The sequence below is a fragment of the Polycladomyces subterraneus genome, assembly GCF_030433435.1.
GTDB lineage: Bacteria > Bacillota > Bacilli > Thermoactinomycetales > JIR-001 > Polycladomyces > Polycladomyces subterraneus.
Map to the genome: position 1 here is coordinate 346 of NZ_JANRHH010000042.1, position 21,406 is coordinate 21,751.

Consider the following 21,406-nt stretch of genomic DNA (forward strand, 5'->3'; position numbering starts at 1 on the left):
TTCGCCTTGGCTGGCTTCCACCTCAAACGTGATCGGCAAGGCAATGTACCATTTGCGCTTCTTTTTGTAGAGCTTCGCCGTTCCTTGTTTGGCTATTCCGTTGATGATCCGATCCAGCCATTGTTGCTGATACGATCGAGCCACAACCGGCATACCGATGCGCTTCTCCAGCATAGGAACGATACCATGTAGAAGTCACCATTTTTCTCGACTTTCAGGTTCTGATTGTTGAACGAACACCACATCTTCCTGAATATCCGAGCTTGTTGGTGTTTCTTCTGCGATCTCACATCCCGGATCGTTTGGTTAATGATTGCAGACGGGAACTTCTCGTCAGAAAACTCCTTGAAAATCTTGCTGGTCGCCTTGTTCACGTCGGGATGAAGCAAGAGCCAGTTTGCAAACTCCGTGTTGATCTGCGTCATCCGTTCATACATGGCCTGTTTGAATTTGGTTGGTTGATACAGTTCCAGCTTGAGTGTGAGGGTGGGCATCCATTCACCTCCTTTTCTTTTGTTCTTCCACATATCGCTGGATCGCTTGAAACGTTTCCAGCTGTACTAACAAGAATGAGCGCGTCCACAAGCTCGGCAAAAGTGATTGAATTCTTGCCTCAGTTTTCCAGAAGTTACCCCCTTTTTGAATGAATCGCTTTTCCACTTGGTTTCACAACACTTTTCTGCGATAACGTGGGCAGAAAACAAATTGGTAGTGAATCAGAGATACCTCCGTACTTCTGTATGCTTGTCCCATGGTTTTAGTTGTATCAGTATTTTATTAATACTGCAACAACTAAAAACAAAAAATGTTGTTCTAAGTACCCTTTTCAGAGGGCAGCGAGCAACGCCGTCTTTCATCCCACGATTGAATCCGTGGGATTTCAGGCGACTTTCTCTGTAAAACCGTCATCGGAATGTTGAAAATTGAAGAGAATCTCCAAGGAGAAAATCGAATGCCGAACAAACGCAGCTGACCGAGGATGTATAAACTGGTGCATCATGTCAAAGGTCCGATGAAAAATCCGTGGGGTAAGGGGTTCTCATGGTTTTCGAGTGATCGTACGTCCTCTACCAAATACAGCAATGAACGGGCGAAGCGGTGGTATCGGTTGCATTTCGTAGTATCTCATGTGGTTCACCGTCCGGGAAACATCATCAATTCTATTTTCATAGAATCATGTTTCTGCGGCAATACAGAGGATCTGCCTTGATTAAGGGAAATGGTGGATTCGGGTCAGATCTTGACGGAGAAACATCTGTTGCGCGACACCTGTAGCGCTGACGCGGACAAGTGTTACACACACCCTCTCGATTTTTTGCGGGATGGGCGCGTTCGCTTCCAAGTAATCGTTGGCACGTGGTTTGCTTAGATAATGGGTGAAACGTTTTCCCTTCGGGAAGGCGTGATGATTATTCAAACCGATGGTGAATTTGGAGGGGAGTGATGGTCTGTGTCCATGCGCAAACCGCAAATCCTAGCCATTGATGCCGGCGGAACGATGACCGACACGTTTATCATTGATGACCGGGGGGAGTTTGTCGTCGGGAAGGCGCAAACGACTCCGGAAGACGAGTCGGTCGGTCTCTTGAATTCCTCTGAGGACGCTCTCTTGTACTGGGACATGACAGTGGAAGAGGCGTTTCCGCAGTTGCTGACGGGGGTCTATTCCGGTACCGCCATGCTGAACCGACTCGTGTCCCGTAAAGGGCGTAAAGTCGGGCTGATTGTGAACAAGGGCATGGAGGACTTCCACCGAATGGGGCGCGCCGTGCAGTCGTACCTCGGTTACTCGTATTCGGATCGGCTTCATCTCAACACACATAAGTACGATCCGCCGCTGGTGCCCCGCGAATGGACACGTGGCGTGACGGAACGGATCGACATGTTTGGGAACGTTGTCATACCGCTTTATGAACACGAAGTGGAGCCGATCGTGCGGGAATTGGTCGAAGAAGGTGTGGAGGCCATTGTCATCAGCCTGTTACATTCGTACAAGAATCCGGTGCATGAGCGGCGCGTGCGCGACATCGCCCGCGAGACGCTTCAAAAGTTGGGGAAGGATATCCCGGTGTTCGCGTCAGTGGATTACTATCCGGTGCGCAAAGAGTCCCATCGGACGAACACGACCATCCTGGAGGCGTACGCCGCAGACCCTTCGCGTCAAACGCTTGAGAAGGTCAACCAGAGCCTCCGCGAAAAAGGAAAGAAGTTTGACATCCGCGTCATGGCCAGCCACGGTGGAACGATCAGCTTTCGCGCCAACGAGCTAGCCCGCACGTTGGTGTCCGGCCCGATCGGTGGTGTGGTTGGCGCCAAATATTTGGGCGAGCATCTGGGCATCTCCAATATTGCCTGTTCCGACATTGGTGGAACCAGTTTTGATGTGGCCATGATCACCCAAGGGGATTTCACCATCAACACCAGTCCGGATATGGCCCGTTTGGTACTGTCACTACCGTTGGTGTCGATGGACTCCATTGGTGCAGGCACCGGCAGCTTCGTCCGTGTTGATCCCTACACGAAGTCGATCGTTCTTGGCCCCGATAGCGCCGGGTACCGGGTGGGCGTTTGCAATCCGGATGGAGGTCTCGACACAATCACCGTGTCTGACTGCCACGTGGTGCTAGGCCTCATCAATCCTGACAATTTCCTCGGTGGCCAGGTCAAGCTGGACCGGGAGCGGGCGTACGAGGCCGTCAAAACCCAGCTGGCCGAACCGCTCGGTTTGTCGGTGGAAGACGCGGCCTTCGGCGTCATCGAGCTGCTCGAGTCGCAGCTGCGTAACTATTTGGAATCGATGATCATGGGCAAGGGCTATTCACCAACACAGTTTGTCTGTTTCTCCTACGGTGGCGGGGGGCCGCTGCACACTGCCGGCTACGTCAAAGGACTGGGCTTTGAGGACGTCTTGGTGCCTGCGTGGGCGGCTGGTTTTTCCGCGTTCGGCTGTGGAGCAGCCGATTTCGAGTACCGGTACGATATGACCTTGGACATCAACGTCCCCGATGGGGCGACAGATGAGCAGAAGACCGAAGCAGCCGGTGTACTGCAGCGGGCATGGAGCGAACTGCAGGAAAAAGTGACGGAAGAGTTCGTCAAGAACGGCTTTTCACGCGATGGGGTCCGTTTTCGCCTGTTCTTCCGCATGCAGTATCAGGGTCAGCTCAACGACCTGGAAATTGAATCACCCCTGATGCTTGCGGCAACGGCGGACCACTGGGATGCGCTCGTGGGTGCGTTCGAAGAAACGTACGCGCGAGTATATGCCAAAGCGGCCCGTTCACCGGAATTGGGGTACACCGTTACGGGTGCCATCGTCCGCGGTGTCGTTGACGTACCGAAGCCGAAGATCCCGGAAGAACCGCTGGTCGGGGAAGAGCCGCCGAAAGACGCCTACCTTGGCAAAAGGCAGGTATACTGGAATGGCGAGTGGGTTGAGGCCGATATCTGGGAGATGGAAGCTCTCAAGGCGGGCAATCGCATCAAGAGCTTCTCGATCATTGAGTCACCTGCGACCACGTTTGTCGTGCCCTTCGGGTTTGAAACATATCTCGATAAGCACCGTATTTTCCATCTGCGGGAAGTGTCCCGTTAACCTTTCAAAGGAGGGAATGTGTCATGGCGATTCGCGAGAGCGATTTGGTTGCCAAACAGGTGCAGGCCAAACAAACGCGGCCCATCGGATGGAACGGCAAGACCTTGAAAGAGATGCGCCGCGAAATCGACGAAATGACGAAAAAGACCGGGTATTACGCTGGTTTGAAGGAGCTGCCGTTCAAAGAGTCGGATCCAATTCGCTTTGAGAAGATTTTTGCCAAGCTCCGCGGTGGGGTTGTTCATGCCCGGGAGACGGCCAAACGTGTGGCTGCTTCCCCCATTGTGGAACAAGAAGGTGAGCTGTGCTTCACCCTTTACACTCCGGAAGGCGATTCGGTGGTCACGTCAACTGGGATCATTATTCACGTGGGAACGATGGGTTCGGCGATCAAGTTCATGATTGAAAACGACTACGAGGACAACCCAGGGATTGAACCGGGGGATATCTTCTGCAACAACGACTGTCAAGTGGGCAACGTCCATCCCTGCGACGTCCATACTATTGTTCCAATATTCTGGAAAGGGGAACTCGTCGGCTGGGTCGGTGGTGTCACTCACGTTATCGACACCGGTGCCACAGCTCCCGGAAGCATGTGCGTGGGGCCGGTGACCCGCTATGACGACGGCTACCAGGTGGCCTGCCGCAAGATTGGTCAAAACGATGAGCTGTCACGCGATTGGTTGATCGAAAGCCAGCGTTCGATACGCACGACGAAGTATTGGCTGCTCGATGAGCGGACGCGCGTGGCCGGTTGCCACATGATCCGCGATCTGGTGCTGGGCATCATCGCCGAAGAAGGAATTGATACTTACAAGCAATTTATTCGAGAGATCATCGAAGAAGGGCGTCGTGGGCTCATCAACCGCCTGAAAGCGATGACAGTCCCCGGCAAGTATCGCCAAGTGGGGTTTGTTGATGTCCCGTATCGGCATTCCGATGTGGATGTCCCGCCCTATGCCAAGATCGACACGATCATGCATGCGCCATCGGAAATCACCATTCACCCTGACGGCCGCTGGGAGCTCAGTTTCGATGGCGCAAGCCGCTGGGGCTGGCACAGCTACAATGCACAACCCATTGCGTTCACCAGTGGTATATGGGTTATGATGACCCAAACGCTGATCCCGAACGACCGCGTGAACGACGGTGCGGTCTATGCCACCAATTTCGTGCTGCCCAAGGGGGGCTGGATGAATCCCGACGACATCCGCACGGCGCACAGTTATGCGTGGCATTTCCTCGTCTCCGCGTGGAGCCCCCTGTGGCGGGGACTCAGTCGGGCCTACTTCAGCCGCGGTTATTTGGAAGAAGTAAACGCCGGAAACGCCAACACAAGTAACTGGCTGCAAGGCGGCGGGTTTAACCAGTATAACACCATTCACGCCGTGAATAGCTTTGAGGCGGCTGCCGAGGGTACCGGCGCCTCGGCTGTGCGGGACGGACTGGATCATGCAGCGGCGATCTGGAATCCTGAAGGCGACATGGGAGATATGGAAATCTGGGAGCTGGCCGAGCCGCTGTTGTACCTTGGCCGGTCAATCAAGCCCAACACCGGCGGGTATGGAAAGTACCGCGGCGGCTGTGGCTATGAAACCCTGCGCATGGTGTGGAACGCCAAGGACTGGACAATGTTCTTCATGGGTAACGGGTACATGTCGAGCGACTGTGGACTGATGGGCGGTTATCCAGCAGCAGCAGGGTATCGCTTCGAAGCACATGGAACCGACCTGAAGGAGCGCTTCGAAAAACGGTTGCCGTTCCCGCAAGGTGGTGACCCGAATCCGGACGATCCCCAGTACGAAAAGATGTTGAACGCGAAGGTCATCAAGCGTGACAAGCAGTCCATCACCACGGAAGCGATTTTTGACAACTACGACCTGTACCTCAATTACCTGCGTGGTGGTCCTGGTTTCGGCGATCCGCTGGAACGCAAGCCGGAGCACATCGAAGCAGACCTCAACGGTGGGTACCTCTTGCCGGAGTACGCTGAAAAAGTGTACGGAGCTGTGTTTACCCGCGACGAAAAGGGGCAATATCACGTTGACCCGGTAAAGACCGAGGAACGGCGTAAGCAAATCCGGCAGGAACGGCTCAAGAGAGGTAAGCCGACCCGTGAGTGGATGAAGGAAGAACGCGAGCGCATTCTACGCAAGGAAGCTTCTGTGCAGGTTCGGCACATGTACGCTTCAAGCTTTTCCTTGAGCGAGAAGTTCTTGAAAGAATTCCGTTCGTTCTGGAACCTGCCGGAAAGCTGGGTTGTGTCGGAAGAGGAGTTGGAAGTACCCACGTTCGGGGCCAAGATGAAACTCACTGAAAGCATTTAATAGGGGGAAACGGACATGGCGCAGGAATATGATCGCCGGACGATTGAAGAGCTGATCGACGGAACTATCAGTTTCCCGAAATTGAAGGAGATGCTGTCGTCCTTCAAGGATCCCGGCCGGTTTGACACCTATGTGAGCATTTTGCAGGAACGTGTGCCGTGGGATGATAAGATCTTGCTTCCGTACGGGGAGCACTTGTACGTGGTGCTGAAAAAAGACGGTTCTCGTGTAATCAAGTGCGATTGCGGGCACGAGTTCGGCGATTACCGACAGAACTGGAAGCTGAATGCCCTTGTGTATGTGCGTGACGACGAACAAAAGATGACTGAGCTGTATCCTAAGCTGCTGGCGCCCGATCCGCAGTGGCAAGTCATCCGCGAATATTATTGCCCCACCTGCGCTACGCAGCTGGAGGTGGAAGCCGTCACTCCATGGTATCCTGTCATTCACGACTATGAACCTGACATCGATGCGTTTTACGAACAATGGCTGGGTCGTCCTGTTCCTCAGCCATAAGACATACCAAGCCCCGCCGGTAGTGGCGGGGCTTAAGTATTACTTCAAGTTATGGGTTTCCAGCGCGGATGATGGCCCTCTTTTTAATTCCTAGTTTTTTAAGTCTGCGGTATAACGTGGTTCGGGCGATACCGAGGCGACGGGCGGCCTCCGACAAGTTCCCGTTCGTTTCCGACAGTATTTGCATCAATCGCTCCCGTTCTCCGGATGGACTGTCGTCACTGGTACAAGTCAGTTCGTTCTTGGAATCGACCGTCAACAGTGTACAGGTTTGCTGCTGTGTGTCAGAGAGGTACGCGTTCCCAATGGCCGGAGGGAAGTGGGCCGAGTCGATCTTATCACCTGTACAGAAGAGCATGGCATGCTCGACGGCGTTTTCTAGCTCACGAACGTTTCCGGGCCAGTCGTACCGGTGAACGAGAAATGCCTTTAAATCAGGATCGATTTTCGGAATGGGTCGGTTGTACTTGTCTGCGAATCGCCTGACGAAGTGATCGAGTAACAGTGGAATGTCGTCGCGTCTGTCCCGCAGCGGTGGAATGGCGATGCTGACCACGTGCAGGCGGTAAAACAAGTCGGCTCGAAAGCGTTTCTCTTGAACCATTTTGTCCAAGTCGCGGTGGGTGGCGGCGATGATCCGTACGTCGACCTTGGTGGGGCGGTGACCGCCTAAGCGCAGAATTTCCTTCTCCTGTAGGACCCGAAGCAGGTGAACTTGAAATTCCAGGGGCATCTCCCCGATTTCGTCGAGAAACAGTGTACCACCGTCCGCTTCCTCAAATTTGCCCTTTTTTCCTTGTTTCAAGCCCCCGGTAAATGTTCCTGGCTCATATCCGAACAGCTCCGCGGCGATCAGTTCTTTGGGGATGGCCCCACAGTTGATGGCAATGAACGGCTTATTGCGACGGCGACTCGATGCGTGAATCGCGCGGGCAAACCGTTCTTTTCCTGTTCCGCTCTCGCCGAGAAGCAGCACGGGGACATCAGTATCCGCCACCATTTCGCATTTGGTCATTGCGTGTACAATGGCCGGAGAATGACCGACGAGGTCTTTCCACGAAGCGTTGGAACGCTTCAAAGACTTTGATCGGTTGGCGGCAGGCTTATTGCGGATGATACAGAGAAAACCAATGCGCGCGTCCCCGTGGAAAACCTCCTCAATGACGATTGCGTCCGGCGTTTGGATTTGCAACGGCTTACATTTTTGCGCATCTGCGTTGGATCGGTGATCGGTCAAAAACTGGTAGAGCAGTTGGGGCAAGTAGCCTTCGTTGTTCGTCAGCCAGTGCCGAGCAGGGGAATTGGCCTGAACCACCTGGAAAGACAGATCCAGCACCACAACACCATCTTCTGGATAGCGTTCACGGGCTTCCCAAAATCGTTCAATTAACCGATATCGGTGGCGAGTGGCTTCCTCATTCAACCGTTGCTGAATCAACTGGGATGCGGCTACTACCATGCCGAGACTGTGGGGTTGTGCATAGTCCCAGGGGCCGGTAAGGTCGACGACCCCGAGGATATTCTGGGTGATCGGATCAAAAATCGGGGCGGAGGAACACGTCCAGTCATGAACTCCCTCGCAAAAGTGTTCGGACGCAAAAATTTGTACGGGCTGTCCAGTTTCCAGGCATGTTCCGATTGCGTTGGTTCCAATCGTCTCTTCGCTCCACTGCGAACCAACGACAAAATTCATTTTTTCCGCCCTACGCAAAATCGACTGTTCACCGCGCAGGTACAAAATGAATCCATCGTGGTTGCACAGGGTTAGGAGATGGCCCGTCCCTTCCGTCTGTTTTGCCAGCCGTTCCAAAATGGGGAGGGCCAGTTGATACAAACGGAAATTGGCGATCAGCTTTTGTACGTCCTCGTCACTTAACAGCACCGTTGTTTGCCTCCGTGTGGGATCCACACCGGACTCCATACATCGCTTCCATGAGTTTTGTACCACGGGTCGAACGGCACAAGGTATCTGACGCTCCACGAGAAAACCATTCCATTGCCGCGACAATTCTCGCCGTTTATCGGCAATTTCATAAGAGAACGTAAGAGCCAAATGCCTTTGGGACATGGTCATCCCCCCTCCCACGGAAACGTGATTTTTGGCGAAGGGACCCTGTACGATCACTGGAATATATGGAAGCAAATCCATTGTTGCATATCAATTTTAACTATACAAAAGATATAGATTATTTACAACCAATTGAGCGATACACCGCGACATAGAATCCTCTGAACATGATCCATTACCTTTTTACACCACGATCATGAGCATGTTCATGCGTTCAAACATATAGGTGGACAAATTCAGAGGTTTTGATGTAATGGAACGGAATTTGGTACAGGGTTCGGATGGGATCCACATGAAATCTTCAGCGTCGTTGGGGCACTTTTTGCAGATGATTATTGCAATTTTTCCAAGAAAGATACGACTTGACTAATCGAATATTATTACTTAATATAATAGTCAAACACTTAGGGAAAGCGCTTTCCCTATGGAGGGGGTCTTCGTGAGCAAAGAGGATCGTCTGCTGAAATGGGTGTTTGTCCTTCCCGCATTGATTGTGATTGCTGGGTTGATGGCGTACCCGATCTTGTACGCATTCGGGACCAGCTTTACCACCTACCTCTTCGGCAAACCGGCGTCACCTGCGGGGTTGCTTAACTGGCAATATGCAATGGAAGATCCGTTGTTTCTTCATTCCGTCGGGATCACATTAGGATACGCGGTGATTGCCATACCGATCGAGTTGGCGTTGGGAGTTGGTTTGGCGCTGGTGTTTCGTGATCTCGAGTCGTATGTGCCCCCTAAGTGGTTGGGGGTGGCCAGGGCTGTAATCATTCTGCCGTTTGTGATAATGCCGACGGTGACAGGGATCATTTGGCGTCTGATTCTGATGCCGCAGGCTGGTTTGGCCGATTACCTGTTTTCCCTGGTCCATTTGCAGCCGGTGGATTGGTTGGGCAACGGCATAGGGGCGATGGCCAGTGTGATTCTTATGGACATCTGGATGTGGGTCCCGTTTGTCTTTGTTATTGTGTTTGCAGGTTTGGAAGCGCTTTCTGACGAGCCGTTTGAGGCGGCCAAGGTGGATGGGGCCACCCAGTGGCAGACATTTTGGCATGTGACGTTACCCCTGCTCAAGCCCGCGTTGCTTGTGGCCGTCAGTTTGCGCACTATCGATGCGTTGCGCATTTTCGATCAGGTGTATGCAATGACACAAGGCGGTCCTGGTGATGCGACCACGTTCGTCAGCATCCAGCTATCCAAGACTGCGTTCAGTAACCTGGATTTCGGCGTGGCGTCGGCGGAATTGTTCTTGGTGTATGTCATTATGCTGTTGCTCGTCGGTGGTTACTATTTCGTTGGGAAGGTGGGTTACCGTGCGTAGTGCAGTGGGTTTCGGTGGCCGCAAGTGGCACGGTTTCGTATTGGCATTGGCCCTGATGTGGACGCTCGTCCCCATCTACTGGCTGGTAACAACGGCGCTCAAGCCGAACACCGAGATTCTCTCGTTCCCCCCAACATTGTGGCCGAAAGAGTGGACATTGGCTTCCTTTTCGTTTGTTCTGCACCATTATGCCGGGTATTTCGCCAACAGCGTGACGGTTGCCTTCGGTTCCACCTTGCTGTCGCTCATCGTCGGTGTGATGGCGGCATACGGGCTTTCGCGGTTCCGGTTTCCTCGTGGTCTGGTCACGGTGATCTGGTTGGTGGTGCTGTCTATTCGTATGATGATGCCGATTGTCTTTATCATCCCGTTGTACCAGATCTTTCAGTCGATCGGGCTGTACAATACGCGGACGGGGCTGATCCTGGCGTACACGTTGGTCAATTTGCCGTTTGTCATTTGGATGATGACCTCTTTTTTCCGTGAAATCCCGAAAGCGTTGGATGAAGCGGCGATGGTGGACGGGGCGTCCCGTTGGCGCGTCTTCTTCTCTGTCGCGTTGCCGCTGGCCGCTCCGGGAATTGCTTCGGTGGCCATTTTGGCGATGGTAATGACGTGGAATGATCTGGTGTTCGGTCTATTTCTCAGCTCCGATATGCAGGCGATGACACTGCCGGTAGGCATCGTCGGTTTCATTACGCAGTACCAGACGATGTGGTCGGAGATGGCCGCCGCCGGATCGCTGGCGATCGTTCCCGTGCTGGTGTTTACGCTGTTCATCCAAAAATACATCGTTCGTGGGATGACGGCGGGTGCGGTCAAATGAATGCGAAGGAGGGAAAAGGGATATGCGTATCCGATGGTGGCGTGTGGTTGCCGTGGTCTGTCTGTGCGCATTGCTGACGGGGTGTGGACAAATCCTGGCGGAGGCGCGGAACGCGAAACCTACCATCGTCCAAGTGGCTGCGTTTGCAGGTCCGGAATCGTCGGTGCTGGAAGAACTGGCTCCACTGTATGAAAAACAGACCGGTGTCAAAATCCGTTTCGTCAAATTTTCGTACGACGCCCTGTACACCAAAGAGCTCCAATCCATTTACGGCAAAAACGGGATTTACGACGTCATTTTCATGGACGATCCGTGGGTACCCACGTTTGCGGGGGGCGGGTATCTCCATAACCTGTCCGACTTCGGCTATCGGCCCGAGGGCTTTGTGAAGGGGGCGCTGCAAGTCGTGCAGTGGCCGCCACCCAGGGGATACCCTGTACCCAAAGGGGCGCAGATGAAGCCCGGGATTTATGGATTGCCGGTGACGGGCAACGTGACGATGTTCGTCTACCGCAAGGATTGGGCAAAGAAATACGGCATCCAGCCGGATCGTTGGACGTGGGACGATGTGTTTCGGTTAGCAGAAAAGACAACGGGCGGCGGCAAATACGGTTGGGTAATGCGAAGCGGAAGCGGCAACTCGGCGGTGACCGACTTCTATCCGATGTTACTCGCATACGGCGGCAAGTATTTCAATGACGACTGGACGTGTGCCCTGGATTCGCCCGAAGCGTTGCGGGCATTGACGCACTGGGTGAAGTTGTTCCGCACGTATGCGCCCCCGGGATCAGCTTCGTTCGGTTCGGACGCGGTGGGTAATTACATGGCCAAAGGAAAGGCTGCTGCCGCGATCATGTGGCCGAGCGGCTGGGCCAACCAGATGGACCGCTCCAAAATCGGGTTTGTCACGGTACCGGGTGTGAAACAACCGGATGGTTCAGTGTTGCAGGCGCCTGAAGTGGGTGTCTGGTCGGTAGGAATTCCTAAAAACGCACCTCATGCACAAGAAGCGTACCGCTTTATCCGGTGGCTGGCTGACAAACAACAACAGAAGCGCTACGGCAGTTCCGGTGTGGCCGTACCGACCCGTACCGATGTGCTGCTTGATTCCCAGTTGCTGAAAAAGTGGCCCTACTACGCCGCGTTTTACGATTCCCTGGAAAAAGGGCGGATGCGGCCGCGGACACCCGCCTGGCCGATGGTGGAGCAGATTTTCGGTAATGAAGTGGTCCGGGCGGAATTGGGAGAGATTACCCCCCAGCAGGCGCTTCGAAATGCGTGTGAGCAGATTGACCATTACATGCGGTTGCATGGGTATGTGAAAAAATAACCCTGTTAAAAATAATTGATTTTATCAGAATCATCTCATACAATGAGGGTAAGCGCTTAACCAAAGGAGGATGCAAATCGATGGGCGATGTTCGCTGTGCGGTGGTGGGATTGGGACGTCTCGGTTCACGCCATGCTTACAACTTGGCGAAAAACGTGAAAGGGGCATCATTGGTCGCGGTAGCGGACGTATTGCCTGAATCGGCGGAGAAAACAGCGCGGGAATTGGGTGTGCCCGAGTGGACGACGGACGCTGAGGCAGTGATACAGCGTGCGGACATCGATGCAGTGGTGATCGTCACTTCCACGGACATGCATGCACCGTTGGCCAAAAAGGCGGCCGAAGCAGGGAAAGCGCTTTTCATTGAAAAGCCGCTCAGCCTGGATATGGAAGAATCACGTGCCATCGTAGAGGCGGTGGAGAAAGCGGGCGTATATTGCGAAGTTGGGTTCATGCGCCGGTTTGATCCCGCATATCAGGAAGCGAAACGGCGGATTGCCGCTGGTGACATCGGTCGCCCGCTCTACTTCAAGGCGGTCAGCCGTGATCCGCAAGCGCCCCCGGAAAGCTACATTCCGCGAAGCGGCGGGATCTTCGTCGACATGACCATCCACGATTACGATCTGGCCCGTTTTCTGATGGAACGGGAAGTGACTGAAGTGACGGCGATGGGAAGCATCGTCCACTCGAAAGAAATGGAGAAATACGATGATGTTGATACGGCGGTCACCTATCTTCGGTTTGAGGACGGTGCCGCAGGAGACATCGAATCCACCCGTAACTCCTTCTACGGTTACGACATCCGCACTGAAATCATCGGAACGGAAGGGAGCCTGATCATTTCCGGGGTTCAGCGCCATCCACGGGTGCAGGTGTGGAAGCCGGGTTCCGGCACCTACGAGATCGAGCCGGGATTTTTGGAGCGGTTCGAGATGGCGTATCTGGCGGAGATGGTCTCCTTCATTGAGCGGGTCCGAGAGGGCGGAACACCGGCAGTCAGTGTGCGCGACGCATTGGCGGCGCAGGCCATCGCCGTTGCAGCTGACCGGTCGTATCGGGAGAAACGGTCCGTTTCAGTGGAAGCGGTTTCGGTGACGGCATAAGGTGTGTTGGGACATTGGTTGGTCCAAAAGAAGCGAGTGAACATGGAGTGCCAGCTGGGGCACCTGCTGACTAATGGTGAAAGGAGAGAACCCTTTCCCCAGGGAGTGACTTCACCATGTGGGGAACGAGACGGGGAAAGGGTTGCCGGAGAAAGTGGGTTTGATCCATTGATTTACCGGACAACAGGGATTCATAAACCCTAGAGGGAGGTGCGGTATGGCAACGTGGTACAATGTGCGGCTGGGCATTTCACCGATCAACTGGATTAACGATGATATGAACGACCTGGGCGATTTTTATGAGCTGGAAACGGTGTTGTCCGACATGCGTTCGCTCGGTTTTTCGGGAACGGAAATGGGACGGAAGTATCCGCGGGATCCTGGCCGTTTGAAAGCGCTTTTGGCTCGATACGGGCTGGTGTTGACGGGGGCGTGGAAAACGGTGCAGTTCAGCACTTCAAGTGACCCGGAGCAGGAACTGGCGGAGTTTCAGGTTCACGTGCAATTTCTCAAACAAATGGGTGCCCAGCACGCAGTCGTATGTGAGGGCGGAGGCAGTTTGCACTGGGACGCCCGTGGCCATCGCCGTCAAGTGGAGAAATGGGATGACGAGGCGTGGATGCGGGTGGCGGCGGGATTGAATCGTGCGGGGGAATATGCCCGACGGCACGGGGTGCGGTTGGTGTATCATCCGCATTTCGGGACCAATGTGGAAACTCCTGAGGAGATCGACCGACTGATGGCCCTGACCGATCCGGAGGTAGTATGGCTGTTGGCGGATACGGGACACATCAGGGCCGGCGGCGGCGATCCCGTACAGGTGATCGAAAAGCATATCTCCCGAGTAGGCTACCTGCATCTAAAAGATGTGCGGCCTGAAGTGCTACATGTGGTGCGTAAGGAGGGACATTCCTTCCTGGATGGCGTTCGGATGGGGATGTTTACGGTACCAGGAGATGGATGCATTGACTTCGGCACGGTATTTGACGTGCTCCGCAAACACGGCTATCAGGGTTGGATGATTTTGGAGGCGGAGCAGGACCCGGTCAAGGCGGATCCGGTGGTTTACGCACGGAAAGCCAAAGCGTTGATTCAACAATGGATGGAAGGGGTGGCGGAAGTGAGCGAGAAACAATAGTCACAGCAACGGATTGTAACAGGAGGAACAGTACATGAAGGCGACGATTTACGACATTGCTAAAGCGACGGGTGTGTCGATCGCGACAGTTTCCAAGGTACTCAACAATACGGGGCGAATCAGTGAAGCAACGCGGAAAAAGGTGCTCAATGCCATCGAAGAGCTGGGGTACGAGAAAAGCGCGATTGCCTCTGCTCTGGCGGGCAAAAACACGTATACGATCGGGTTTTTACTGCCGGACATCAACAACCCCTTTTTTGCCGAAGTGGCCCGCGGTGCGGAAGATGCCGCATTTGAACGGGGATACAGTGTGCTGATCTGTAGCACGGATCACCGAGAGGAAAAGGAACGGTCCTACCTGAAGACGCTACGGCACAAACGGATGGACGGTCTGGTGATCGCCACCGGTACGACACCGCGGGAAACGTTGGAAGAGCTGATGGACGAAGGGGTTCGTATCGTGCTGATGTCCCGTGAAATCCCCGGTGCGTTGATCGGTTCTGTGATGGTGGATAACCACCGCGGCGGACAATTGGCAGCTGAACATCTTCTTTCTCTGGGTCACCGGAAAATCGGGCTGATTATGGAGCCGCTCTCCATCGGTTCCGCTCACGACATCTTTCGTGGGTTTCAAAAGGCGGCGGAGGGGACGGATGCTGAATTGTTTGTCTCCAAAGAGACGGGATTTGGTATTGAAGCAGGCGCCCGTCTGGCAGGAGAGATGCTGGCCCGCCATGAGGTGACCGCCTTGTTTGCCGCCAACGACGAATTGGCAGTGGGCGTATTGCAAGCGTGCCGGGAACGGGGGATTCGTGTGCCGGAGGATCTCTCGGTTGTCGGTTATGACAATACGATTTTATCCCGGATCGTGACGCCGGCTTTGACAACGGTGGCTCAGCCGATCTACGAATTGGGCCGACGCACCGTGCATCTGTTAATGGACGGCATCGAAAACGAAAACCAGCCGAAGAACCGTGAGGTACTGGAGCCCCGATTGATCGTCCGCGAATCGACCGCACCGCCACCAATCCACAGGTGAGGAGGGTTTGCATGAAAACGGTCCGACTGACCATGGCACAAGCATTGCTCAAATTCTTGGACAGTCAGTATGTGGAGGTCGACGGGCGGGAGTACAAATTTGTCCGGGGTGTCATGGGCATTTTCGGTCACGGAAATGTGAACGGCATAGGTCAGGCGTTGGAACAAGGTGACACGTCTCTCCCCTTCATTCAAGGGCATAACGAACAGGGAATGGTACACGCAGCCATCGCCTATGCCAAACAGAAAAACCGTCTCCAGATCTGGGCGTGCACCAGCTCAATCGGCCCCGGTGCGCTCAACATGGTGACCGGAGCGGCGACGGCGACGGTCAACCGCATTCCGGTCCTGCTGTTGCCGGGCGACATTTTCGCCACTCGGCAACCCGATCCGGTTCTGCAACAGATCGAATGCCCGTCGGATTATACCGTATCCGCCAATGATGCATTTAAACCGGTCAGCAAGTACTGGGATCGGATCACTCGACCGGAACAGCTGATGAAAGCGTGCATCAATGCGATGCGGGTGCTGACCGATCCGGTGGAAACGGGGGCTGTGACCCTGGCGTTGCCGCAGGACGTGCAGGCGGAGGCATACGACTATCCCATATCGTTCTTTAAAAAACGGGTTCATGTCATCGATCGCCGCCCGCTCTCCGTATCGGCGCGTAACCGGGCAGTTGAACTGATCTCGTGGAGCAAGCGGCCGTTGATCATTGCGGGCGGCGGGGTGCATTATGCAGACGCCCAACAGGAATTGGCCCAATTCGCCGAACAGTTTGGCATCCCTGTGGCAGAGACGCAAGCGGGCAAAAGTGCGCTCCCTTGGGATCATCCTCTCTATGTCGGAGGGATGGGCGTCACCGGTTCAAAAGCGGCCAATGTGCTGGCACGGGAAGCGGATCTCGTCATCGGTGTCGGTACGCGGTTCAGCGATTTTACCACCGCATCGAAAACGGCGTTTTCACCTGAAGCGTCCTTTTTGAGCATCAATGTGAACGCCATGGATGCTGTCAAGATGAACGCAACGGCCATTCTGGCCGATGCACGGGAAGCGCTGCGTTCGTTGCGGGAGGCATTAGCGGAGCGGGGATACCGTTCCGACTACGCTCCAGACTACATCCGCACGCTTAAATCGGAGTGGGATGCCGAAGTCGACCGTTTGTATGAACTAGCGTCGGACAAAGGGTTGACGCAGACACAGGTATTGGGTGAGATCAACCGTTTTGTACGTTCCGACGATATCATCGTTGCCGCCGCGGGCGGATTACCGGGCGATCTGCATCGTTTGTGGCGGTGTCGCGAGCCCAAGACGTATCACATGGAGTACGGATTTTCCTGCATGGGTTACGAGATCGCCGGGGCCTGGGGGGCTAAGCTGGCGGAACCGGAGCGGGAAGTCTACGCACTGGTGGGTGACGGCAGCTACCTGATGCTTCATTCTGAGCTGATCACAGCCGTGCAGGAAGGAAAGAAAATCACGGTGCTTTTGTTGGACAACACCGGGTACCAATGTATCCACCAATTGCAAAAAGGTCACGGATCAGAAGGGTTTGGCAACGAGTTCCGGTTCCGTTCACCGGAAACAGGGCAGTTGACGGGTCCCTATCTCCCGATCGATTTTGCTGCACACGCCCGGAGTATGGGGCTGAAAGCTTACACGGCCCGCACGGTGGAAGAATTGCGTCAGGCGTTGGCGCAAGCGCGGGAGGAGCAGGTCAGCACGCTGATCGACATCAAGGTGTTGCCGGGGACGGGAACTGGTGGATATGAGAGCTGGTGGCGTGTCGACGTGGCGGAAACGTCCACGAGCGAACGTGTCCGCCAAGCCCGGGCAGCTTTCGAGGAACGGTTGAAAAATGCAACGCCTTGGTAATCACACAGTTCAAAGGGGGAGGAACGACCTTGACACGCCTGATTGCCAAAGTGAACCGTAATGCGCCGAGTACGGAGCCAATCGTGAAAGTCACACCGGACAGCGCCGGATGGACGTACACCGGGTTTGAAGTGTACCGGTTGAAACCGGGGGATCGCGTGGCGTTTGCCTGTGAAAACCGGGAGACGGCCGTGATTGTGCTGGAGGGAACCTGTGATGTGTCGGTGGATGAACGAACGTTTACCGACGTGGGGTCACGCCGATCTGTTTTCGATGATCAGTCACCGGAGGCAGTTTACAGTCCGCCCCATCGCCGTATTGAGATTACGGCCAAGACGCTGGCAGAGGTGGCGGTAGCCACCGCCGTTTCCGAAGAAGGGGAAGGCGAAGCCCGTCGTATCACTCCGTCCGACATTCCGTATGAGCACCGCGGCGAAGGAGTGACGGAACGGCACATCCGGCATATTCTCGATGAGCACCACCCCGCCCGCAAGTTGCTGCTGGTGGAAGTGGTGACCCCCGCGGGCAACTGGTCCAGTTTCCCTCCGCACAAGCACGACGAGGAGATTCCGGGGGAAGAGGCCTACCTGGAAGAGACGTATTACTACCGATTCGATCCCCCGAACGGGCACGCTTGGCAGCGAGTCTATGACAAAAACACCATAGATGAAGTGCTGACGCCGACGGACGGAGACGTCGTGCTGGTTCCCAAGGGGTACCATCCCGTAGCTGCCCCACCCGGATTTCGGACTTACTATCTCAATGTGATGGCGGGACACAACCGGAAATGGGCCTATCGACTGGATGACGATTTCGCCCACATCGCACCCAGGGACGGCAATATCATGGGACGAGTGGAGCAAAAGAAGTAGTAACGGGGTTGAAACGATGAAGACCAAACAACGCATCTCAATCGGCAAGTGGTTGTTGCAGGCGCGGATGGAAACGCCGGAACGGCCGCTGGAGCTGGCGAAACAGCGAAAACGTAGGAAGGATTGGCAACGGGATCGCTTGGTCATCCTGGCTGTCGATCACCCCGCCCGTCGGGAATTAGCTGCCGGTGGGGACCCCTGGGCGATGTCCGATCGGGAGGAGCTCTTAATTCGCTGTGCCCAGGTGCTGATGCAGCCGGGGGTGGATGGCATCTTGGCGACACCCGACATAATGGAGGAACTGCTGTTGCTCAACGAATGGGTGGTCGCTTCCGGTGGGCCGGATTTCCTGTCGGAAAAAGTGTTGATCGGCTCGATGAACCGCGGTGGCTTGTCACAGACCGTATTTGAGCTGGACGATTTTGTCACGGCCTACACTGCACAGTGGATCGAACGCATGAACCTGGACGGAGGGAAGTTGCTGTTGCGGGTAGACTCGGAATCTCGTGAGGTTGCCCGCACCTTGCGCTATTGTTTCGAAGCGCTGGTCGATTTGGCCGAACTGTCGTTGCCAGCCTTTTTGGAGCCGTTGTCCGTACCGTTGTCGACCGATGATATGGTGCGTCTTGTCGGTGTAGCTTCGGCGCTGGGACCGACTTCCTGCCACCGTTGGCTGAAACTGCCGATGGTTCCTGATTTCAAACGTGTCGCCCGGGCGACGACATGTCCGATTTTGTTGCTGGGCGGCAAAAATCCGGGTGGCCCTGACGAGTTAGTCGACAATGTGGAAAGGTGTATGAGTGCCGGGGAAAACGTGAGGGGTCTGATGATCGGTCGCGGAGTCCTCTACCCAAAAGACGGATCTGAACCTGCTGCTGTAGCCGCTCAATTGGCTGCCGCCGTGCACGGGGTAAAAACACGGGAGGTGATTCGATGGGACGAGTGGAAGTCTACACATTGGGACGGTTAATCGTTGACTTGTACGCAAATGAGATCGGGGTTCCCCTAAAAGACGTTTGTTCATTCCAAAAATACTTGGGTGGGTCTGCCGCTAACACCGCTGTCGGATTGGCCCGTCTGGGCGCCAAGGTCGGATTGATCAGCCGTGTGGGGCAGGACGCGTTCGGCCAGTTCCTGTTGGAACGTTTGCAACAGGAAGGTGTGGATACCGGTATGGTCCGGACAGACCCGGTGTATCCGACCGGTCTCGCATTCGCGGCGCCCCAACCACCGCAGGACTCCGAAGTATTGTTTTATCGGAAACCGTGTGCCGATGCCAATGTGTCGATCCACGATCTGGATCTGAATCAGCTGCATCAGGCGAAGATCCTTGTCGTCGCTTGCACGGCACTGGCTGTACCCGCCGGACGTGAGGCGGCGCTCGCTGCCCTGGAGGCGAATCGGGATTCCGGCGGGGTCAATGTGTTGGATCTCGACTGGCGACCGATGTTTTGGAATTACGAGGAGGAAGCACGTCTCTATTACCGGCTCGCCTTGCGGATGGCAGACGTCGTGCTGGCCAACGAACCGGAGCTGGCATTTGCTGGGGAAACCGACGATCCAGAACAGGCGGCAGAGACGATTTTGTCGACGGGAGTTAAAGAGGTGGTAGCCAAGCGCGGGAGTGACGGTGTTTGGTATTTCAGCCGGGAGGAACGTCTGAAAGTCCCGCCGGTACCAGTGAAGGTGCTCAACACGCTCGGAGCAGGTGACGCTTTTGGTGCCGCTTATGTGTATGGATTGTTGCAGGGATGGGAGGTTCATCGCCGGTTGGCGTTTGCCTGCGCTGCGGGAGCGATCGTGGTTGGGCGTCACAGTTGTTCGGAGGCGATGCCGACCCTGGAAGAAGTAGAGAATGTGTTGCTGCATAACCAGGTAACCAGTTGAAACGGGGAGAAAGAAAGGAGCTGGCAGATGATGCCCCAAACGCAAACGCGTACGTTGCGCAACTTCATCGGCGGACAGTGGGTGGAGGCTGAGGTGGAGCGCCTTGAAACGGTTCCCAATCCGGCGACGGGGGAAACGCTCGCACAGGTCCCCTTGTCCGGGAGGAGTGATTTGGACCGAGCAGTGGAAGCTGCCAAGGAAGCGTTCCGCACATGGAGGAAAACGCCGGTACCGGTGCGTGCCCGCATCCTGTTCAAGTACCATCAACTGTTGATGGAGCACAAGGAAGAGTTGGCCCGCCTCATTACAGAAGAAAACGGCAAAAGCTACAAAGAGGCGCTGGGAGAAGTGCAACGAGGCATTGAATGCGTCGAGTTTGCGGTTGGCGCCCCAACGCTGATGATGGGAAGTACGCTATCCGAAATCGCCACCGATATCGAATCGGCGATGTATCGGTATCCGCTTGGCGTGGTCGGCGGGATCACCCCGTTCAACTTCCCGATGATGGTGCCATGCTGGATGTTTCCGCTCGCCATTGCCTGCGGCAACACGTTTGTGCTCAAGCCTTCTGAAAAAACGCCGCTGTCGGCCAACCGTCTCGCCGAGCTGTTCGCCGAAGCTGGATTGCCCGACGGTGTTCTCAACGTTGTTCACGGTGCCCACGACGTGGTGAACGGGTTGTTGGAACATCCGGACATTCGAGCGATCTCCTTCGTCGGTTCCCAACCTGTCGCCGAGTACGTGTACCGGACAGCGGCGGCCAACGGGAAGCGGGTGCAGGCCCTGGCGGGGGCCAAAAACCACTCGATTGTCATGCCAGATGCGGATTTGGAAAAGGCCGTGCCAGCCATCATCAACGCTGCATTCGGTTCCGCCGGGGAACGGTGCATGGCTTGCAGTGTCGTCGTGGCGGTAGGGGACATCGCTGATCGGTTGGTGGATCAACTGGTGCAGGCGGCGAATGAAATCCGCATCGGTAACGGTCTGGAACCTGACGTGTTCCTCGGTCCGGTCATCCGCGATGCACACAAGGAGCGGACGGTCCAATACATCGTCACGGGTGAAAGGGAAGGAGCCAAACTGGTCCGGGACGGCCGGAACGACGCGGTGGACGAATCCGGTTACTTTATCGGGCCGACGATTTTCGATGAGGTAAAACCCGGCATGAAGATCTGGCAGGATGAGATCTTTGCCCCCGTTCTGTCCGTGGTTCGGGTGAACACCTTGGATGAAGCGATCGAAGTGGCCAACCAATCTTCGTTTGCCAACGGCGCTTGCATTTTCACCGACAGTGCCAAAGCGATCCGCCAGTTCCGCGAAGAGATCGATGCGGGGATGCTCGGCGTTAACGTCGGGGTACCGGCACCGATGGCCTTCTTCCCCTTCTCCGGGTGGAAGAACAGCTTCTACGGTGACCTGCACGCCAATGGCCGCGACGGGGTGGAGTTCTATACCCGCAAGAAAATGATCACCCAGCGGCATCAGTGAACAGAAACGCCCGCGCAATCGC

The 21,406-nt window shown here is 55.2% G+C and carries 15 protein-coding genes and 2 pseudogenes; 14 read left to right on the forward strand and 3 right to left on the reverse strand.

Annotated features, from left to right (window positions below; all coding sequences use genetic code 11):
• Together NWF35_RS12070 and NWF35_RS16950 are read right to left on the reverse strand one after the other, a co-directional pair.
• Window positions 1-494 (reverse strand): annotated as a pseudogene (locus NWF35_RS12070) (RNA-guided endonuclease TnpB family protein); the annotation flags it as partial.
• Between the two features lie 4 nt (window positions 495-498).
• A pseudogene (locus NWF35_RS16950) lies at window positions 499-638 on the reverse strand (transposase); the annotation flags it as partial.
• A gap of 818 nt (window positions 639-1,456) precedes the next feature.
• Here NWF35_RS16950 and NWF35_RS12080 point away from each other — a divergent pair.
• The 3 genes from NWF35_RS12080 to NWF35_RS12090 are packed head-to-tail and all read left to right on the forward strand — an operon-like array spanning window position 1,457 to window position 6,438.
• The gene (locus tag NWF35_RS12080; RefSeq protein WP_301239416.1) at window positions 1,457-3,595 is read left to right on the forward strand and encodes a hydantoinase/oxoprolinase family protein; all 2,139 of its coding nucleotides are present in this window, start codon (window positions 1,457-1,459) and stop codon (window positions 3,593-3,595) included.
• Window positions 3,596-3,618: 23 nt separating this feature from the next.
• Window positions 3,619-5,922: a hydantoinase B/oxoprolinase family protein gene (locus NWF35_RS12085; RefSeq protein WP_301239385.1), complete on the forward strand. Its 2,304-nt coding sequence runs from the start codon at window positions 3,619-3,621 to the stop codon at window positions 5,920-5,922.
• A 15-nt stretch (window positions 5,923-5,937) separates the two neighbouring features.
• Window positions 5,938-6,438, forward strand: a complete 501-nt coding sequence (locus NWF35_RS12090) for an acetone carboxylase subunit gamma (RefSeq protein WP_301239386.1) — start codon at window positions 5,938-5,940, stop codon at window positions 6,436-6,438.
• Window positions 6,439-6,487: 49 nt separating this feature from the next.
• On the opposite strand, the gene NWF35_RS12095 is transcribed toward NWF35_RS12090, so the two are convergent.
• Window positions 6,488-8,506 (reverse strand): sigma-54-dependent Fis family transcriptional regulator, encoded by a 2,019-nt coding sequence (locus NWF35_RS12095; protein WP_301239387.1) that lies wholly within the window; start codon window positions 8,504-8,506, stop codon window positions 6,488-6,490.
• Window positions 8,507-8,945: 439 nt separating this feature from the next.
• Here NWF35_RS12095 and NWF35_RS12100 point away from each other — a divergent pair, with 439 nt between their 5' ends.
• The 11 genes from NWF35_RS12100 to NWF35_RS12150 all read left to right on the forward strand — a co-directional run bounded on the left by NWF35_RS12100 (window position 8,946) and on the right by NWF35_RS12150 (window position 21,384).
• The gene (locus NWF35_RS12100) at window positions 8,946-9,827 is read left to right on the forward strand and encodes a carbohydrate ABC transporter permease (protein WP_301239388.1); all 882 of its coding nucleotides are present in this window, start codon (window positions 8,946-8,948) and stop codon (window positions 9,825-9,827) included.
• Complete coding sequence (locus NWF35_RS12105) at window positions 9,820-10,653, forward strand: carbohydrate ABC transporter permease (protein WP_301239389.1); 834 nt, start codon at window positions 9,820-9,822, stop codon at window positions 10,651-10,653. Before NWF35_RS12100 ends, NWF35_RS12105 begins: the two co-directional genes overlap by 8 nt.
• 22 nt (window positions 10,654-10,675) lie before the next feature.
• A complete protein-coding gene (locus tag NWF35_RS12110) occupies window positions 10,676-11,983 on the forward strand; it encodes an extracellular solute-binding protein (RefSeq protein WP_301239390.1) in 1,308 nt (435 codons plus the stop codon).
• Window positions 11,984-12,063: 80 nt separating this feature from the next.
• Window positions 12,064-13,086, forward strand: coding sequence for an inositol 2-dehydrogenase (gene iolG, locus NWF35_RS12115; protein WP_301239392.1), 1,023 nt, complete (start codon window positions 12,064-12,066; stop codon window positions 13,084-13,086).
• 217 nt (window positions 13,087-13,303) lie between these two features.
• The gene (gene iolE / locus NWF35_RS12120; protein ID WP_301239394.1) at window positions 13,304-14,224 is read left to right on the forward strand and encodes a myo-inosose-2 dehydratase; all 921 of its coding nucleotides are present in this window, start codon (window positions 13,304-13,306) and stop codon (window positions 14,222-14,224) included.
• Window positions 14,225-14,258: 34 nt separating this feature from the next.
• Window positions 14,259-15,263, forward strand: a complete 1,005-nt coding sequence (locus tag NWF35_RS12125) for a LacI family DNA-binding transcriptional regulator (protein WP_301239396.1) — start codon at window positions 14,259-14,261, stop codon at window positions 15,261-15,263.
• Window positions 15,264-15,274: 11 nt separating this feature from the next.
• Window positions 15,275-17,137 carry a 3D-(3,5/4)-trihydroxycyclohexane-1,2-dione acylhydrolase (decyclizing) gene (gene iolD / locus NWF35_RS12130; RefSeq protein WP_301239397.1) on the forward strand — a complete coding sequence of 621 codons (1,863 nt, stop codon included), beginning with the start codon at window positions 15,275-15,277 and terminating at the stop codon, window positions 17,135-17,137.
• A 29-nt stretch (window positions 17,138-17,166) separates the two neighbouring features.
• Window positions 17,167-18,009, forward strand: a complete 843-nt coding sequence (gene iolB, locus NWF35_RS12135) for a 5-deoxy-glucuronate isomerase (RefSeq protein ID WP_301239399.1) — start codon at window positions 17,167-17,169, stop codon at window positions 18,007-18,009.
• Between the two features lie 16 nt (window positions 18,010-18,025).
• A complete protein-coding gene (locus NWF35_RS12140) occupies window positions 18,026-18,979 on the forward strand; it encodes a Cgl0159 family (beta/alpha)8-fold protein (RefSeq protein ID WP_301239401.1) in 954 nt (317 codons plus the stop codon).
• Window positions 18,943-19,896 carry a 5-dehydro-2-deoxygluconokinase gene (gene iolC / locus NWF35_RS12145; protein WP_301239403.1) on the forward strand — a complete coding sequence of 318 codons (954 nt, stop codon included), beginning with the start codon at window positions 18,943-18,945 and terminating at the stop codon, window positions 19,894-19,896. Before NWF35_RS12140 ends, iolC begins: the two co-directional genes overlap by 37 nt.
• A 30-nt stretch (window positions 19,897-19,926) precedes the next feature.
• Window positions 19,927-21,384, forward strand: coding sequence for a CoA-acylating methylmalonate-semialdehyde dehydrogenase (locus tag NWF35_RS12150; protein ID WP_435873888.1), 1,458 nt, complete (start codon window positions 19,927-19,929; stop codon window positions 21,382-21,384).
• The last annotated feature ends 22 nt before the right edge of the window (window positions 21,385-21,406 follow it).

Bases quoted from the DNA above. Each gene is read 5' to 3' on its own strand.
- NWF35_RS12080 (WP_301239416.1), top strand. From the start codon at position 1,457: ATGCGCAAACCGCAAATCCTAGCCATTGATGCCGGCGGAACGATGACC.
- NWF35_RS12085 (WP_301239385.1), top strand. From the start codon at position 3,619: ATGGCGATTCGCGAGAGCGATTTGGTTGCCAAACAGGTGCAGGCCAAA.
- NWF35_RS12090 (WP_301239386.1), top strand. From the start codon at position 5,938: ATGGCGCAGGAATATGATCGCCGGACGATTGAAGAGCTGATCGACGGA.
- NWF35_RS12095 (WP_301239387.1), bottom strand. From the start codon at position 8,506: ATGTCCCAAAGGCATTTGGCTCTTACGTTCTCTTATGAAATTGCCGAT.
- NWF35_RS12110 (WP_301239390.1), top strand. From the start codon at position 10,676: ATGCGTATCCGATGGTGGCGTGTGGTTGCCGTGGTCTGTCTGTGCGCA.
- iolG (WP_301239392.1), top strand. From the start codon at position 12,064: ATGGGCGATGTTCGCTGTGCGGTGGTGGGATTGGGACGTCTCGGTTCA.
- iolE (WP_301239394.1), top strand. From the start codon at position 13,304: ATGGCAACGTGGTACAATGTGCGGCTGGGCATTTCACCGATCAACTGG.
- NWF35_RS12125 (WP_301239396.1), top strand. From the start codon at position 14,259: ATGAAGGCGACGATTTACGACATTGCTAAAGCGACGGGTGTGTCGATC.
- iolD (WP_301239397.1), top strand. From the start codon at position 15,275: ATGAAAACGGTCCGACTGACCATGGCACAAGCATTGCTCAAATTCTTG.
- NWF35_RS12140 (WP_301239401.1), top strand. From the start codon at position 18,026: ATGAAGACCAAACAACGCATCTCAATCGGCAAGTGGTTGTTGCAGGCG.
- iolC (WP_301239403.1), top strand. From the start codon at position 18,943: ATGGGACGAGTGGAAGTCTACACATTGGGACGGTTAATCGTTGACTTG.
- NWF35_RS12150 (WP_435873888.1), top strand. From the start codon at position 19,927: ATGCCCCAAACGCAAACGCGTACGTTGCGCAACTTCATCGGCGGACAG.